The organism is Micromonospora sp. L31 (assembly GCF_052068075.1).
Taxonomy (GTDB): domain Bacteria; phylum Actinomycetota; class Actinomycetes; order Mycobacteriales; family Micromonosporaceae; genus Micromonospora; species Micromonospora purpureochromogenes.
Genome location: NZ_JBQHDC010000008.1, coordinates 14,167 through 28,560, shown reverse-complemented (window position 1 = coordinate 28,560; position 14,394 = coordinate 14,167). Strand labels below are relative to the sequence as shown.

8 protein-coding genes and 1 pseudogene are annotated in these 14,394 nt (G+C 73.6%); 4 read left to right on the top strand and 5 right to left on the bottom strand.

Features of this window, described 5'->3' with window-relative positions; translation table 11 throughout:
• Window positions 1-93: 93 nt before the first annotated feature.
• From ACTMS9_RS21520 to ACTMS9_RS21510, 3 genes are all read right to left on the bottom strand, one after another.
• Window positions 94-762 (bottom strand): LuxR C-terminal-related transcriptional regulator, encoded by a 669-nt coding sequence (locus ACTMS9_RS21520; RefSeq protein ID WP_441148557.1) that lies wholly within the window; start codon window positions 760-762, stop codon window positions 94-96.
• Between the two features lie 99 nt (window positions 763-861).
• Window positions 862-1,269: a DUF2267 domain-containing protein gene (locus tag ACTMS9_RS21515; RefSeq protein ID WP_441148558.1), complete on the bottom strand. Its 408-nt coding sequence runs from the start codon at window positions 1,267-1,269 to the stop codon at window positions 862-864.
• A gap of 115 nt (window positions 1,270-1,384) precedes the next feature.
• Window positions 1,385-3,244, bottom strand: a complete 1,860-nt coding sequence (locus tag ACTMS9_RS21510) for a transketolase (RefSeq protein WP_441165954.1) — start codon at window positions 3,242-3,244, stop codon at window positions 1,385-1,387.
• 247 nt (window positions 3,245-3,491) lie between these two features.
• On the opposite strand from ACTMS9_RS21510, the pseudogene ACTMS9_RS21505 reads away from it, so the two are divergent.
• A pseudogene (locus ACTMS9_RS21505) lies at window positions 3,492-3,818 on the top strand (DUF2267 domain-containing protein); the annotation flags it as partial.
• Here ACTMS9_RS21505 and ACTMS9_RS21500 read toward each other — a convergent pair.
• Window positions 3,748-5,214 (bottom strand): RNA-guided endonuclease InsQ/TnpB family protein, encoded by a 1,467-nt coding sequence (locus ACTMS9_RS21500; RefSeq protein WP_441165805.1) that lies wholly within the window; start codon window positions 5,212-5,214, stop codon window positions 3,748-3,750. The pseudogene ACTMS9_RS21505 and the gene ACTMS9_RS21500 overlap by 71 nt on opposite strands.
• A gap of 13 nt (window positions 5,215-5,227) precedes the next feature.
• Here ACTMS9_RS21500 and ACTMS9_RS21495 point away from each other — a divergent pair, with 13 nt between their 5' ends.
• On the top strand, window positions 5,228-5,398 hold the full coding sequence (locus ACTMS9_RS21495) for a type II toxin-antitoxin system Phd/YefM family antitoxin (RefSeq protein ID WP_357919788.1): 171 nt from the start codon (window positions 5,228-5,230) through the stop codon (window positions 5,396-5,398).
• A gap of 53 nt (window positions 5,399-5,451) precedes the next feature.
• Here ACTMS9_RS21495 and ACTMS9_RS21490 read toward each other — a convergent pair whose 3' ends face one another.
• A complete protein-coding gene (locus ACTMS9_RS21490; protein WP_441148559.1) occupies window positions 5,452-5,790 on the bottom strand; it encodes a hypothetical protein in 339 nt (112 codons plus the stop codon).
• Window positions 5,791-6,217: 427 nt separating this feature from the next.
• Between ACTMS9_RS21490 and ACTMS9_RS21485 the strand changes: the two genes are divergently transcribed.
• Both ACTMS9_RS21485 and ACTMS9_RS21480 read left to right on the top strand, forming a co-directional pair.
• The gene (locus tag ACTMS9_RS21485; protein ID WP_441165804.1) at window positions 6,218-10,585 is read left to right on the top strand and encodes a peptidoglycan-binding protein; all 4,368 of its coding nucleotides are present in this window, start codon (window positions 6,218-6,220) and stop codon (window positions 10,583-10,585) included.
• A gap of 118 nt (window positions 10,586-10,703) precedes the next feature.
• A complete protein-coding gene (locus ACTMS9_RS21480) occupies window positions 10,704-14,393 on the top strand; it encodes a DUF6603 domain-containing protein (RefSeq protein WP_441165803.1) in 3,690 nt (1,229 codons plus the stop codon).
• Window position 14,394: the final 1 nt, after the last annotated feature.

Below are 14,394 nucleotides of genomic sequence, written 5' to 3'. Positions count from 1 at the left end.
CAACCCCCGTTGTTGACGTCACGTGCGCGAACGATGACGCACGGTCAGGAATCCTATTGAAATCGGCTCCGGCGCGACACCCCGGTCCGCGTGTCAGATCCAGCCGGCGTCCTGGGCGCGCTGGATCGCGTCCCACCGGCTCCGCCCGCCCGTCTTGCGCAACAGGGTCGACACGTGGTTCCGGACGGTGCCCGGGGCCAGGTGGAGCCGGGCGGCGATCTCCTTCGTGCGCAGTCCCCGGGCGGCGGCGGCAGCGACCTCCCGTTCCCGCTCGCTGAGCGGGTTCACCGCCGCGTCGAGCGCGGCCAGCGCGGTCAACGGATCGATCATCAGCTGCCCGTCGGCGATCGCGCGGAGCTGGTCGATCAGCTCCTCCGGCGGCACGTCCTTGGCGATGACCCCGCGCACCCGGGCACCGAGCGCCCGGCGCAGCACCCGCGCGGTGCGCCGGGCGGTCAGCACGACCACGGCACATTCCGGCATCCGAGCGTGCAGGCGTCCGGTCAGGGCCGACGGATCGCGCACCGCGTCGAGGTCGACCAGGGCGAGGTCGGGCCGCGTGGCGGCGACCGCCTCCGCGACGCCCTCGGCCGGGTCGCACTCCCCCGCCACCTCGAAACCGGGTGCGCCGGCCAGGACCGCGGCCACGGCGGTACGCAGCAGCCCCGGCTCCCCGACCACCACGACCCGGACCGTCGCCCGCTCCCTGACGTCCGCCGGCCGGGCCGGCCTGGGCAGTGTCTCGTCCAGTACGTCGTCCACCGGGTCACTGTGCCCCCGGGGCCACCCACCCATGCGTCCTTCCCGGATCGCGGCGGACTGGCGTCCGCCCAGGCGATGCAGGCGGGGCGGAACCCGCGCCTACGTGCCGATCCGGCGTGGTTCGAGCCGGGTGGCCGCCGGCCCGGTGAACTGCCAGAACTCCTTCGGCAGTTGGGCGACGAAGTCCCCGTACTCCTTCTCGCTGACCGCCGCACGCAGCGTGTCCAGCACCGCGCGCGCACCATCGGTCGCCGTCTGAAGATTTACCGCAGCCCGTGCCTGGATCCGCTCGAAGAATTCGGCGAGCCCGAACGGTACGGAACCTTCGTCGGCTGCGGACAGGTGGACCCGCAGCTCCTGGGGAAGCTGCGCGGCGAGGTCCCGGGCCTGGCCACCACTGATCCGTTCCGCCAACGCCTCCAGCGTGGCACGGGTGACGGGCTCGGCCTGCGACGGCAACACCCCAGGTCGTGACGCCACCGCCTGGATGAACTCCGCGTGGTTCACCTCGGACCTCCTCTCGCACCGGACCGTGCGGGTACCCGCGAGCGGATGGCCGAAACGGGGTCGGTCCCGCGCGGAGGCGCACCCCTGGCAGCACCGTGATGCGGGGCCGGGAAGCTCAGACCGCGGCGCGCGCCGCCGCGACGATGGCGCTGACCCCGATCCCCGCCTGGTCCATCAGCTCCGTCGGCGTCCCGGAGGTGGGCAGCCCGCGTACCGCCAGGTGGGTCAGCCGGAACGGCTCGGCGAGGTCGGCCAGTGATTCGAGGACGGCCGAGCCCAGGCCACCCTCGGGGTAGTGGTCCTCGACGACCACCAGCCGGCCGCCGGTGTCCCGGACGGCGGCGAGCAACCGCTCCCGGTCCAGCGGCTTGACCGAGTAGAGGTCGATGACCCGGGCGTTGATCCCGGCGGCGGCCAGCTCGTCGGCGGCGGCCAGGCAGTTGTGCACGGTCACCCCGGCCCCGATCAGCGCCACCCGGTCGTCGTCGCCGCCGCGCAGCAGCTTGCTGCCGCCCACCGGGAAGGGTTCGTCGTTGTCGTAGAGCACGGGGTGCGCGCCCCGGGTGGTGCGCAGGTAGTTGACGCCCTTGCGGTCGACCATCTGGGCGACGAGAGCGGCGCAGGAGACGGCGTCGCTGGGATAGAGCACCGTGGACCCCTGGACGGCGCGCATGGCGGCCAGGTCCTCCAGCCCCATCTGGGAGGGACCGTCCGCCCCGATCTCCACGCCCGCGTGGGACCCGGACAGGGCGATGTCGGCCCGGGAGACGGCGGCCATCCGGACGAAGTCGTAGGCGCGGGAGAAGAACGCCGCGAACGTCGAGGCGAAGGGGCGGTACCCGCGCACCTGCAACCCGACCGCCGCGGCGACCATCTGCTGCTCCGAGATGAACATCTCGAAGTAGCGGTCGGGATAGGCGTCGGTGAACCGGTCGGCGCGAGTGGAGTCGCTGACCTCACCGTCGAGGACGACCACCTCCGGCCGGACGCCCACCGCGCGCAGCGCGTCCCCGTACGCGTTGCGGGTGGCGACCTTCGCGCCCCGGTCGTAGCGCGGCAACTGGATGGGCTGAGCTGCGGGGGCGCCGGTGGGCGGGGCGGGCTCGGGCTGCGGCCCGGTGACGCGGATCTGGCGTACCCCGCCGAGAGCGTCGACGGCCCGCTCGGCGAGATCGGGTTTCAGCGGCTTGCCGTGCCAGTCCGGCTTGTTCTCGATCTCGGGTACGCCCTTGCCCTTGACCGTGCGGGCCAGCACGACGGTGGGACCGGTCGCCTGCCGGGCCCGGCCGAACGCGTCGTCGATCGCGGCCAGGTCGTGACCGTCGACGACGATCGCCTGGCAGCCGAACGCCTCGACCCGCCGCCGGTAGGTGTCCAGATCCCACTCCAGCTCGGTCGGCCCCCGCTGCCCCAACCGGTTCACGTCGACCAGCACGGTGAGGTTGCGCAGCCCGTAGTGGCCGGCCTTGTCCAGCGCCTCCCAGACGGAGCCCTCGGCCGTCTCGCTGTCGCCGCAGAGCACCCACACGTGGTACGGCAGCTGATCGAGGTACTGGCCGGCCAGCGCGATACCGACGCCGACCGGCAGTCCCTGACCGAGCGAACCGGTGGCGACGTCGACCCACGGCAACGCCGGGGTGGGATGCCCCTGCAGACGCGACCCGAACCGGCGGTAGGTGTCGACCAGCTCCTGGTCGCTGATCGCACCCACCGCCTTGAAGACCGCGTACAGCAGCGGCGAGGCGTGGCCCTTGGAGAAGATCAGGTGGTCGTTGGCGCGGTTGCCCGGCTCCGCCCAGTCGTAGCGCACGTGCCGGGAGATCAGCACCGCCAGCAGGTCGGCGGCGGAGAGGCTCGACGTCGGATGCCCGGACGCGGCCCTGGTGCTGCACCGGATCGCGTCCACCCGCAGCTGGGCGGCGAGCTCACCCAGCTGGGTGAGCTGCTCCTCGTCGAGAGTCCGCTCTGCTTCCATCGTCACCGGTATCGCCTCCAGCGATCGGCCCTTCGGCCAGCCCTCGGTGCCAGGCCGTCCGGCCGATCGACCGGGCCGCTCGCCGCTGACCGGCTCCGCACCTACGGTAGCCAGGAAACCGGGTCGCCATCCGGTAACCACCGATATGCCGGCCTGAGTCCCGAAGCTCACCTCGCGACCGGGCGGCGCGGGGCCGCCGGGGGTGTCCGGGCGCGCACCGCCGTTTGCCGTGGTGGTGCACGGGTAGATGCCGCCATTGGCCAAGAGGAGGGCTCCGACCGTGGACAGCAACGACTTCATCGGCATGGTGGCGAAGCGCGCGAACACGTCGTCGGCGCGAGCGACCGCTCTCACCCAGGCCACGCTGCGGACCTTGGCGGAACGGATAGACGGGGGCGAGGCTCGTGACCTCGCCACCCAGCTTCCCGAGGACCTCAAGGCGTACGCGTTCGCCTCCAGCGAGACCGGCGAGCGGTTCGGACTCGACGTCTTCGTGCAACGGGTCAGTGGACGGGCCGAGGTGGAGCCGGCGCTGGCCGAGATCGGCATGCGGGCGGTGTTCGACACCCTCCGCGAGACCATCCCACCCGGCGACTACGACGACGTGGTATCCCAGCTCCCGGCGGAACTCGGCCAGGTCGCCAACCCGGTGGCGCCCTTCGACGGGCGGCGCGCCCGCGGCTAGGCGCCGAAGTGCTGGTATTGACGATCTCTCCGCACTGAAGGACGGAGATTCCCTCCACGCTGCGCGTGGAACACGCGGCGTCCGGGAGGATTCCTGCTTCCTCGCGCGGCGCCGGCACGAGTGCCGGTCTTACCTGCGCTCCACAGGCGTTTAGGCTCTCGGCGCGTCCCGCCGCGAGCACGTTCATGGCCGCGTTGACGTCCCGGTCGTGGGTGCTGCCGCAGGGGCAGTCCCACGCTCGGACGTTGAGCGCCATTTTGTCGTTGATCCGGCCGCAGTCCGAGCACATCCGGGTGGACGGGAAGAACCGATCCACCCGGGCAAAGGTGCGCCCGTACCGGGCGGCCTTGTACTCCAACATGGCGGTGAAGCTGGCCCATCCTGCGTCGTGCACGGACTTGGCGAGCCGGGTCCGACCGAGACCGACGACGCAGATGTCCTCGACGTACACCGCTTGGTTGTCGCGGATGATCGTCGTGGAGAGTTTGTGCTGCCAGTCTCGTCGGGTGTCGGCCACCCGCGCGTGGGCGCGGGCGACCTTGACGACGGCCTTCTTGCGGTTCTGGCTGCCCCGCTGCTTGCGGGACAGGTCTTGCTGCAACCGGCGCAGCTTGCGGGCCGCGCGGCGTAGGAACTTCGGGGCGGCGACCTTCGTGCCGTCGGAGAGGACCGCGAAGTGGGTCAGCCCCAGGTCGATGCCCACCTCGGCCCCGGCTGGCGGCAGCGTCTCGTCCTGCGTGGTCTGCACGACGAACGACGCGAAGTACCGGCCCGCTGCATCCTTGATGATCGTCACACTGGACGGTGCGGAGGGCAGCGTCCGCGACCAGCGCACCTCCAGGTCGCCGATCTTCGGCAACCTGAGTCGGCCGTTGTCGAGGACCCTGAACCGGGCGTTGGCGGTGAAGCGGATGGCCTGCCGGTTGTCCTTGCGGGAACGGAACCGTGGCGGCGCGATCTTGCGGCCCTTGCGCTTGCCCGAGATCGAGGCGAAGAAGTTGCGGTACGCCGCGTTCAGATCGGCCAGGGCCTGTTGCAGGACAACCGAGGACACCTCGGAAAGCCACGCCCGCTCCGGGGTCGCCTTGGCTGCGGTGACCCGCTTGGACAGTTCGGCGTCCGACAGGTACGGCAGACCCTGCTCGCGGGCTTCCTGCCGCGCCCGCAGTCCGTCGTTGAACACCACCCGCGCGCACCCGAACGCTCGAGCCAGCGCTTCCTGCTGACTCGGCGTCGGGTAGACGCGGTAGTTGTAACGAAGCCGCACGTACAAAACGTACCACATGTACTATCGCCGGATGGACGATGCACCCCAGGTCGCGGTGAGCGACGCCCGCAAGGAAATCGGCAAGCTGATCGACGCGGCCCACTACGCCGGGCAGCACACCATCCTGGCGAAGAACGACGAACCACGCGCCGTTCTCGTGCCGTACCGGTGGTACATCGAACAGCGCAACCGCCCGGTTTAGGGGCACTGCTCGGGCCTTGGCGGCCCTCCCAGCGCGGGCCTTCACCCCCGCCCTCAAAGGGGCGGGGCACTGGCCCGCATCCCGGTCGGGTACTGGTTGTCGCCGCAGCCGTAGATCGCCTGGGAGACGTTGTTCTGCGCGCAGTAGTACGGCCCGGCGGCGAAGATCGCCGCGCCCCGGATCCGGGACGAGTAGGCGACGTGCAGCTGGGTGGCCATGTAGCCACCGGAGGAGACGCCGGCGACGTAGACGCCGGAGACGTTGTACGCCCGCAGCGACCCGGAGACCGGGGCCTTGGTGGACGGGGTGGCGGCCTGGGCGGGGGCGGTGGTGGTCAGGACCAGCAGCAGGACGGCGGCGAGGACGGTGGTGGCTTTCAGCGGTGTCTTCACAACGCTCTCCTGTCCGGGAGCGCCGGCGGTGGTGTCGGCGTGCGCAGACGCTAACGTGACATAGACCTCACTGGATATGAGCGGGGCCGACACGTCGGGCGGCGCCGGTGTGTAGCCCTCGCCCATTCGGGAAGCTGCCGATGCCGCCAGGCCGGGCCCGTTCCTAGCGCGCCGCGCAACCCCGCGGCAAGTAGCGCGTCGGGTCCCCGTCAGCAGAAGGACCTGAGTGGACGCTCAGCCCGTCCGCTCAGCGCCCCACCCCGCACCGTCGGCCCGATGGTTGTCAGACCGCCGGCCGAAACCTTCCCCCTGATGCGCCGGTGTCCGAACCGACCCCCGATGACTTGAATTCAAGGGGCAGAAAGTCTCCTCGGCACACCACCGGCCGACCCGCCGCGCAGGTGGCATCGAGGGCGAAGGGACCACCATGACCGTTCCGTCCAGCCTGCCCCTGGTGCTCTGCGGCCCCATCGTGCGCCGGGTCGACCCGACCAGTGCCACCGTCTTCGTCGCCCTGAAGGCGGACTGCACGGTGACGCTGACCGTCTTCGCGGTGGGCCCGGGCCCGGGTTTCGCCAGGGGCGCGACCGTGGGTACGGCCAGCCGCACGACCGTACGCCTCGCTGACCGGCTGCACGTCGTCGCGGTGACCGTCGCCGGGGTCACCCTCCAGCCCGGCACCCTCTACGGCTACGACCTGTCCTTCTCCGGCGGCGCGAGCGCCGGCAGCCTCTTCGACGCCGAAGTGGTGGCGGCCGACGCGGCCACCGCCCGGAAGGCGATGACGTACCAGGGGCACCCGCAGGCGCCCGGCGCGGTGCCGGCGTTCCCCACCTTCGCCACCCCGCCGGCCGACCCGAACCGCCTGCGGATCTTCCACGGGTCGTGCCGCAAGCCGCACGGCGAGGGGTACGACGCGTTCCCCGCCCTCGACCCGATCATCGCGACGGCCGGCGGTGACCCGCTGCTCCGGCCGCACCAGCTGGTGCTCGGCGGCGACCAGATCTACGCCGACGACGTGGCCGACCCGCTGATCGCGCTGGTCCACGGCCACCCCGCGGTCCCCGCCAGCGGCAGCGAGCCGGAGGTGCCCGCGTACCTCGGGGTGGCGGCGCGGCTCGGCCTGGCGCCGGAGACGCTGCCGATCGGGACCAGCGCACAGCCCACCGACGCGGCGTACCTACCGGGGAAGCGGGCCACCACGATCGAGCGGGACGCGAAGTTCACCTCCGGCGCAGCCGACAGCCACCTGATGTCGCTGCGCGAGTACCTGTGCATGTACCTGATGGTCTGGTCGGACGTGCTGTGGCCGGAGAGCTGGCCGGCGTTCGAGCACGTGCTGCCCGCCGACACCCGGATCCTGAAGGACCCGCAGGACCGCCGGCCGGGCGAAACGGTGTACGACCTGATGCGCGCCGGCCGGGCGTACACGCCGAGCGCCCAGCAGAAGGAGATCATCGGCCGGTACGAGCGGTGGCAGCGGCAGGCGCTGGGCCTGCGGGCGTTCCGGACCGGGCTGGCGGCGGTGCGCCGGCAACTGGCGAACGTGCCCACGCTGATGGTCGCCGACGACCACGAGGTCACCGACGACTGGAACATGACCCGCTCCTGGGTGACCGACGCGGTGGTGAACGCCCCGCTGGGCCGGCGGATCGTGCGCAACGCGATGGCCGCGTTCGCGGTGTTCCAGGCCTGGGGCAACACCCCGGACCGGTTCGCGGAGGCGGGCGCGGCGGGTGAGCCGGGGCGGGCAACGCTGGCGGCGCTGCGCGGCTGGTCGGCGACCCCTGGCGACGCCGACGACCAGGCGATGCGGACCCGGCTCGGCCTGCCCACGGGCGTGACGCCCGAGGGACGACTGGTCCGGCCGGCGGGCGCGCTGACCTACCACTACACGGTCACCTGGCCGCGCTACCAGCTCGTCGCGCTGGACACCCGCACCTGGCGGCAGTTCCCGGGCGGGGCCGGCCACCCGGGCGGGCTGCTGCTGGACGACGCACCCCTCGACGAAATGATCACCGGTGGCGGGGTGCTCGGCGACGACGCGGTGACCGTGGTCGCGCAACCGGTGGCGCTGTTCGGGGTGCCGATCCTGGAGCAGGTGGCGCAGCCGTTGGCCCGGGCGACCGCCGGCCGGTGGACGGCGGACGCCGAGGACGCGTGGGTGTCCAGCGACGCGGCCGTCCACAAGATTCTCGGGCGGTTGTTCGCCGCCGCGCCGGCCGGCCCCGACGGGGTACGCCGACGCCGGCTGGTGCTGCTCGGCGGCGACATCCACTTCGGCTCGGCCGAGCGGATCCGCTACTCGGCCGTCCTGCCGTACGGGTGCGGACCCGACCGGGCGAAGCCGTACCAGGGGGTCAACCGCACCGAGGGGGTGATCGCCGGCTTCGTCGCCAGCGCCCTGCGCAACGAGGACTGGAAGACCCGGGCGCTGCACAACGTCGGCTACGTGCCGCTGCTCGACGTCACCGGGCGGATCGACCTGGTGGGGTGGGCCAACGAACTGCCCGACAAGGAGGGGCAGCGGATGCAGGCCGGCCTGCAGGTGACCGTAGCCGCCGACGACGTCACCGGCTGGTGGGTGTCGGGGCGTCCCGCCGTCAGCGACATCGACGCGCTGCGCCGACTGATCCGGCAGCCGGACTGGAACGTGCACGTCGAGTTCGTCCGCCACGACGAGGCCGACCCGACGGTACGCCGCGACGGCACCCCCGAGTCGGTGGTGGACCCGGCAGGTCTGCCCCGCGACGAGGCCCTGGCCCAGTACCTGGCGGCGGCCCGCAACCTGGACCGTTACAAGGGATCGTGGGAGAGCGGCAAGGAGATCGTCGGCTACAACAACCTCGGCGAGATCACGTTCGACTGGCCCGCCGGCGAGTGCAAGTCGGCCACCCAGCGGCTCTGGTGGCACCTGCCGGGCGAGAAGCGCGCCGCCGCGCTGAGCACGTTCACCGTCGACCTCTCCTACGGCTGCTCGCTCACCGAGACCGCGCCCTACGGCGGCTGGCTGCTGCGCCCCGACGACCGGGACGCCACCGCCACCGCCAAGGCCCGCTACGACGGGGTGGAGCGCCCGGCCGTGCTGGTCACCGAGCGCTGGGTGAGCCGGTTGCAGCACGACCTGGCCACGCTGGGGTTCCTCACCCCGGGCGAGATCGACGGGGGGTACGGCATGGTCACCTACTGGGCGGTGCGCGAGTTCCAGACGTACGCCCGCGCCGCCCGTACCGCCGTCGAGGCGGCCGGGTCGACCGCGCCGCGCTGGTCGGACCGGCTGCAGCCGGTGGACGTGCCGGAGGCCGAGCGCTACCTCGGCCCGGTCAGCGGGGTGGCCGACCTGGCCACCCAGGTGGCGATGAAGCGGTGGCTGCAGAAGCGGTGGCGCTGCCCGGTGGTGGTGGAGTCCTGGCAGGTGGCCGGCGACAGCCCGCAGCGGTTGGCCGCGCCCAACGTGTGGATCTTCGACGAGGTGACCGCCGCCGACCAGCGGCTGTACTCGCGGGTGGTGACCGGCCGCCCGCCCGGCGCGGGCAGCGCCCCCGAGGGCCACCCGGAGCTGATCCGGCTGGGCTCCCACCGGCCGCACGTCACCGCCCCCGAGTGGTCCGGCCCGGTGCTCGCCGCCGAGTCGGAGCTGCTGCCCGAGGCCATCCTGCCCCGCCCGCAGGGGCACACCGCCGGCCCCACGCTGGGCGACCTGGCCGCCGCCATCGCGGCGGGCGGTGATCCGGGGGTACGCGCCGCGCGGCAACTCTCCACCTTCAAGGTGCTGCGCGCAGTGGCGGAGAACCGGGTGCCGGACGCCGCCGGCGGCTGGCTCGACTCGGTGGAGGCCTGCGACCCGGCGGTGATCCGGTTCGGCCCGTTCGGCTGGCGCGCGCACGGGCCGCTGGTCGCCCCGACCACGTTGCCGCCGGCGCTGGACATCGCCGCCGACCCCGGAGAGCTGTGGGCGTACCTGGCGTTCCTGCGCGCCACCGACCGCGACGCGTACGACGCCCTGGGCGGGCAGGGCGGCGTGACCGCCGTGCCGGGCTGGGGTCGAGACGGCGCGGGACTGCTCTTCACCGACCTGCGGGTCCTGCGGGCCCGAGCCGCGCAGGCCGACTCGACCGGGGCGGCCCGCGAGGGCATCGGCACCACCCTGGAGCTGCTCGGCCTGCGCTCCTGGCACTGGATGCACCGGTACGCCCTCGCGCTGCGCGGGCACGACGGAGTGCGGCGCGGGCTGTGGACGTTCGCCCGGCAGCGGCTGCACGACCTGCTCGCCACCGACTGGGACTCCCCCGACCCGGCGGTCACCCCGACGGTGGCGGACGTGCCCGCCGCCGACGGCACGCCCCGCCGGGCGCGGATCGGCGACCTGTTCACCTCGGAGCGGTCGGTGGCGGTGCTGGCCTGCTGGCAGCAGTACCGGGCGCACCAACTGGTCGCCCTCGGCCCACCCGCCTCGGCGGCGGAGAAACCCGAGTTCCGGACCCGCCCCCGCGCCGCCACCGAGCTGCACCAGGTGCTGGTGCGGGCGAAGACGCTCGGGCCGGACTTCGCCGGCGCGCCCACCGGCTGGACCGACGCGCACGAGACGGCGCTGGTCACCGCGGTCCGGCAGGTCGTCGCCGCCGACGGCGAGGTCGCCGCCGCGCTGGCCTCGGTGATCGGCTGGCCGTCCTGGCCGACCGGGCGGCGCTACACGCTGCCGGTGCCGGCGCTGCCCGCCGCCGAGCAGGGCCTCTCGGCGGCCCGCGGCTCGCTGCGACTGGACCTGGCTGACCTGCCGCGGGTGACGGCGTGACCGGGGCTGCGGCAGCCGCCGAGGACAGTGGCGTGACCCGGGCCGCGGCGGCCGACGGCCGGGCCGCCGGAGCGGCGGCCGGCAGCGGGACCGGCGGAGCGGACGGACAGGGGGACCGATGAGCGACCAGAAGAACGCCCTCGCGCTGCTGTGGGACGAGATCCTGCTGCTGGCCGAGCCGCTGCTGTCGGCGTACGACCCGTGGCGGCGGGCCCGGCTGCTGCGCGCGCTGGGCTGGGATCTGGAGGCGGCCAGCGGGTTCGACGCCGCCCGGTTCGAGCAGTGGCTGGGCACCATCGGCGCCGCGCTGGACACCCTGTCCGCGGCCCGCGACGACCTGAAGCTGAGCAGCCTGGACGGGCTGCGCGCGCTCGGCGAGGCCGGCGGGAAGGCGTTCGGCCAGATCGGCGCGCTGCCGCCGGGGCTGCCCGAGGGGCTGCCCCCCGGCCTGCCCGCGGAACTCGCAGACGACCTGGTCGACCTGCTGGTGCTGACCTACCTGCTGCGCCGGATGCCCTGGTCGATCCCGTTGCTGGACCTGCTCGGCCTGGTCACCCCCGCCGCCGAGGCGCCGCCGAGCCCGCCGATGCCGCCCGGGGACGCCCCGATCCGGCTCCCCCGCCGCCGCGACGAACTGCACCTGGAACGCGTCGTCGACCTGGTCGCCGACCCCGGCGGCTACCTGCGCACGCTGTACGCCCCGGACGGCGTGACCACCCCGGAGGCGGTCGCCGAGCTCTCCGCCCGGCTGCTGCCCCGGCTCGCCCGGGCCCTGCGCGCGCTCGGCCTCGACGCCGACCAGGGCGTCCGCCCCGACGTCGGGCCCAACCAGGGCGAGGTGGGCCGGCGGCTCGCCGACAACCTGCTGCGGCTGCGCTTCGGCGGGCTGCGCACCCCCGGCGGGCAGCCGCCGCCCGGAGCCGGTCTGGCCCCCTGGACCCCGACCTTCGGCATCGGGGCCACCCTCGGCCTCGCCAGCTGGGACGGACTGCTCACGGTGATCCTGGTCCCGACCGGCGAGGCACACCTGGAGGGCACGATCGGCGACTGGAACGTGGCCACCGACCTCGCCGGCGCCGGACCGGCCATCGCCGTCAACACGGCCGGGGTGACCGTCAGCGGCGGCGCCGCCGCCGTGAAATGGGTTGCGGAGATCGCCCGGATCGCCCCTGCCGGCCAGCCCGGCTGGGTGCTCGGCGCCCCGGACGGCACCCACCTCGCCATCGGACAGGTCGTCGTCACCGGCCGGGCCAGCCTCGGCGCCGGCCGCGACGACGTCGAACTGGGCATCCGCGCCGGCCGCGCCGAGCTGGTGGTCCGCCCCGGCGACGGCGACGGGTTGCTGGCCAAGCTGCTGCCCGCCGACGGGCTCCGGGTCGGGCTCGACCTCGGTGTGGCCTGGTCGATGCGGACCGGCGCGCACCTGGCCGGGGCCGCCGCGCTGGCCGCCGAGTACCCGGTCCACCTGTCCTGGCACGGCATCGAGGTGGAGGGACTGCGGATCGCCCTGGAGGCGTCCACCGCCACCCGGGCGGTCAGCGTCGTCATCAGCACCACCGTCCGCGCGGCGCTCGGACCGCTGCACGCCGTGGTGCAGAACATCGGCGTCCGCGCCGACCTGACCTTCCCGCCCGCCCTGCCCGCCGGCGACGGCACGCAGGCCCGCGGCGGCAACCTCGGGCCGGTCGACCTCACCCCCCGGTTCAAGGGACCCGACGGGGTCGCGCTACGGATGGACAACGGCATCGTCTCCGGTGGCGGCTATCTCTTCGTCGACGAGGCCCGCGGCATGTACGCCGGCGCCCTGCAACTGGGCATGACCTCCACGACGCCCCTCGCGCCGATGAAAGGTTTCCGGCTCCAGGCCACCGCGATCCTCAACACCCGCAACCCGGACGGCAGCCGGCTCGCCGAGGCCGACGGCCGGCACACCTTCTCCCTGCTGCTCGCCGGCACCTACGAGTGGTTCCCCGGGCTGGTGCTGTTCTGGGGCATCTCCATCACCGGCCTCGGCCTGATCGTGGGCTGGAACCGGCGCACCAACCCGGAGGAGGTGCGCGCCGCCGCCCGCGCCGGCACCCTCGACGCGCTGCTCTTCCCCCAGGATCCGGTCGGCAACGCCCCCGCCGTCATCGCCACCCTGAGTCGGATCTTCCCGGTCGACACCACCGGCACCGTGCTCGGCGCGATGGTCCGGTTGAACTTCCTCGGCGGCCAGGTCGTCGCCGACCTGGCCGTGCTGGTGGAGTTCCCCGACCCGGTCCGCATCCTGCTGCTCGGCCGGCTGGTCATCGACTTCAAGGCCGCCGGGAAGTTCCGCCTCGACTCCGCCGGCATCGTCGACGTGGCCCGCCGGGAGATCAGCGTCGACGCGGCCCTGATCGACTCGAAGCTGTTCGGCCGCCCGGTCTCCGGGGAGATGGCGCTGCGCGCCCGATGGGGCTCCGGCGGCACGTTCGCCGTGTCCATCGGCGGTTTCCACCCCCGCTTCCCCGCCCCGCCCGGCTTCCCCACCGTCAAACGGTTCACCATCGCGCTGCAGAAGTCCGGCAAGGGCATCGACCTGCAGGCGTACCTGGCCGTCACCAGCAACACCGCCCAGTTCGGCGCGGAGCTGAAGCTGCACTTCGAGGGCGGCGGCTTCGTCATCGACGGCCGGGCGTGGCTGGACGTGATGTTCCAGTTCAAGCCCTTCTGGTTCACCGCCGAGATCGGCGCCACCGTGTCGCTGAAGTACCACGACACGGAGCTGCTCGCGATCAATTTGATCATCGGCGTCAGCGGCCCGGGCCCCTGGAAGGCCTGGGGTGAGGCCAGGATCAAGTTCCTGTGCTGGGAGGTGTCCGGCCGCTTCTCCTGGACCGACGGCGACACCACCCACCCCCACGAACCCACCTACGTCAACGCCGGGGACACCCTCCAGGCGGCCCTGTCCACCCCCGACGCCTGGGAAATCCGGGCGATCGGTGCCGGCGAACCGGTCACGCTGCGGAACCTGACCGGCTGGACCGGGCCGATGCTGCTGCAACCCGGCGCGCTGCTGGGCGTCCGGGAGAACGTGCTGCCGCTGGACACGGACCTGCAACGCATGGGTACCTCCCGGATCACCGGGGCCAACCGGTTCACCCTGACCGGGGTTCGCGTCGGCACCGGCGAGGACGCCCTCGCCGGTCGGCTCGGCGACACGATCGTCGACGACTTCGCCCCCGGGCAGTTCCGCGACCTGTCGCCCGAGGAGCAGCTCACCACGCCCGGCGTCGTACCGCTGGCCGCCGGACGCACGGTGGCGCTGCCGGAGGGCACCTCGCTGCCGCCGGCCACGCTGACCACCTTCGCCGACCTGAGCGGCGACGCGGCGTACGACCGGGTGGTCATCGACGACCCCGACGCGGCCGGCCGGCCGCTGCCCGCGCCGCGACCCACCGCGCGCGTGGCCACCGGGGGCGGCGACCCGCTGGCCAGGTTCGCGGCGACCGCCCCGGCGGCCTTCGCGGAAAGCCGCCGAGCCGGCGCGGCCCGCTTCACCGGGCCCGCGCTGGACCTCGCCGCCACCCGTCCGAGACCCGGCGCCGCGACCGCCGACGGGCCGAGCGCCGCCGCGGCGACCCTCGACGACCCGAGGCCGGGCGCCGCCACCGGCGACGACCCGACGGCCGCAGGCCGCGCGGCGGTCGGAGGCCGAGAGCGGGCAGCGGGCGTGCCGACGCCCCGGCGGGCCGACCACGAACACCGGGGCGGCGGGGCACGCCGCCCCCGGGTCCGGGTGCCCCGTCCCCGGATCACCGCCGTCGAGCTGGAGGTGCGCTGAC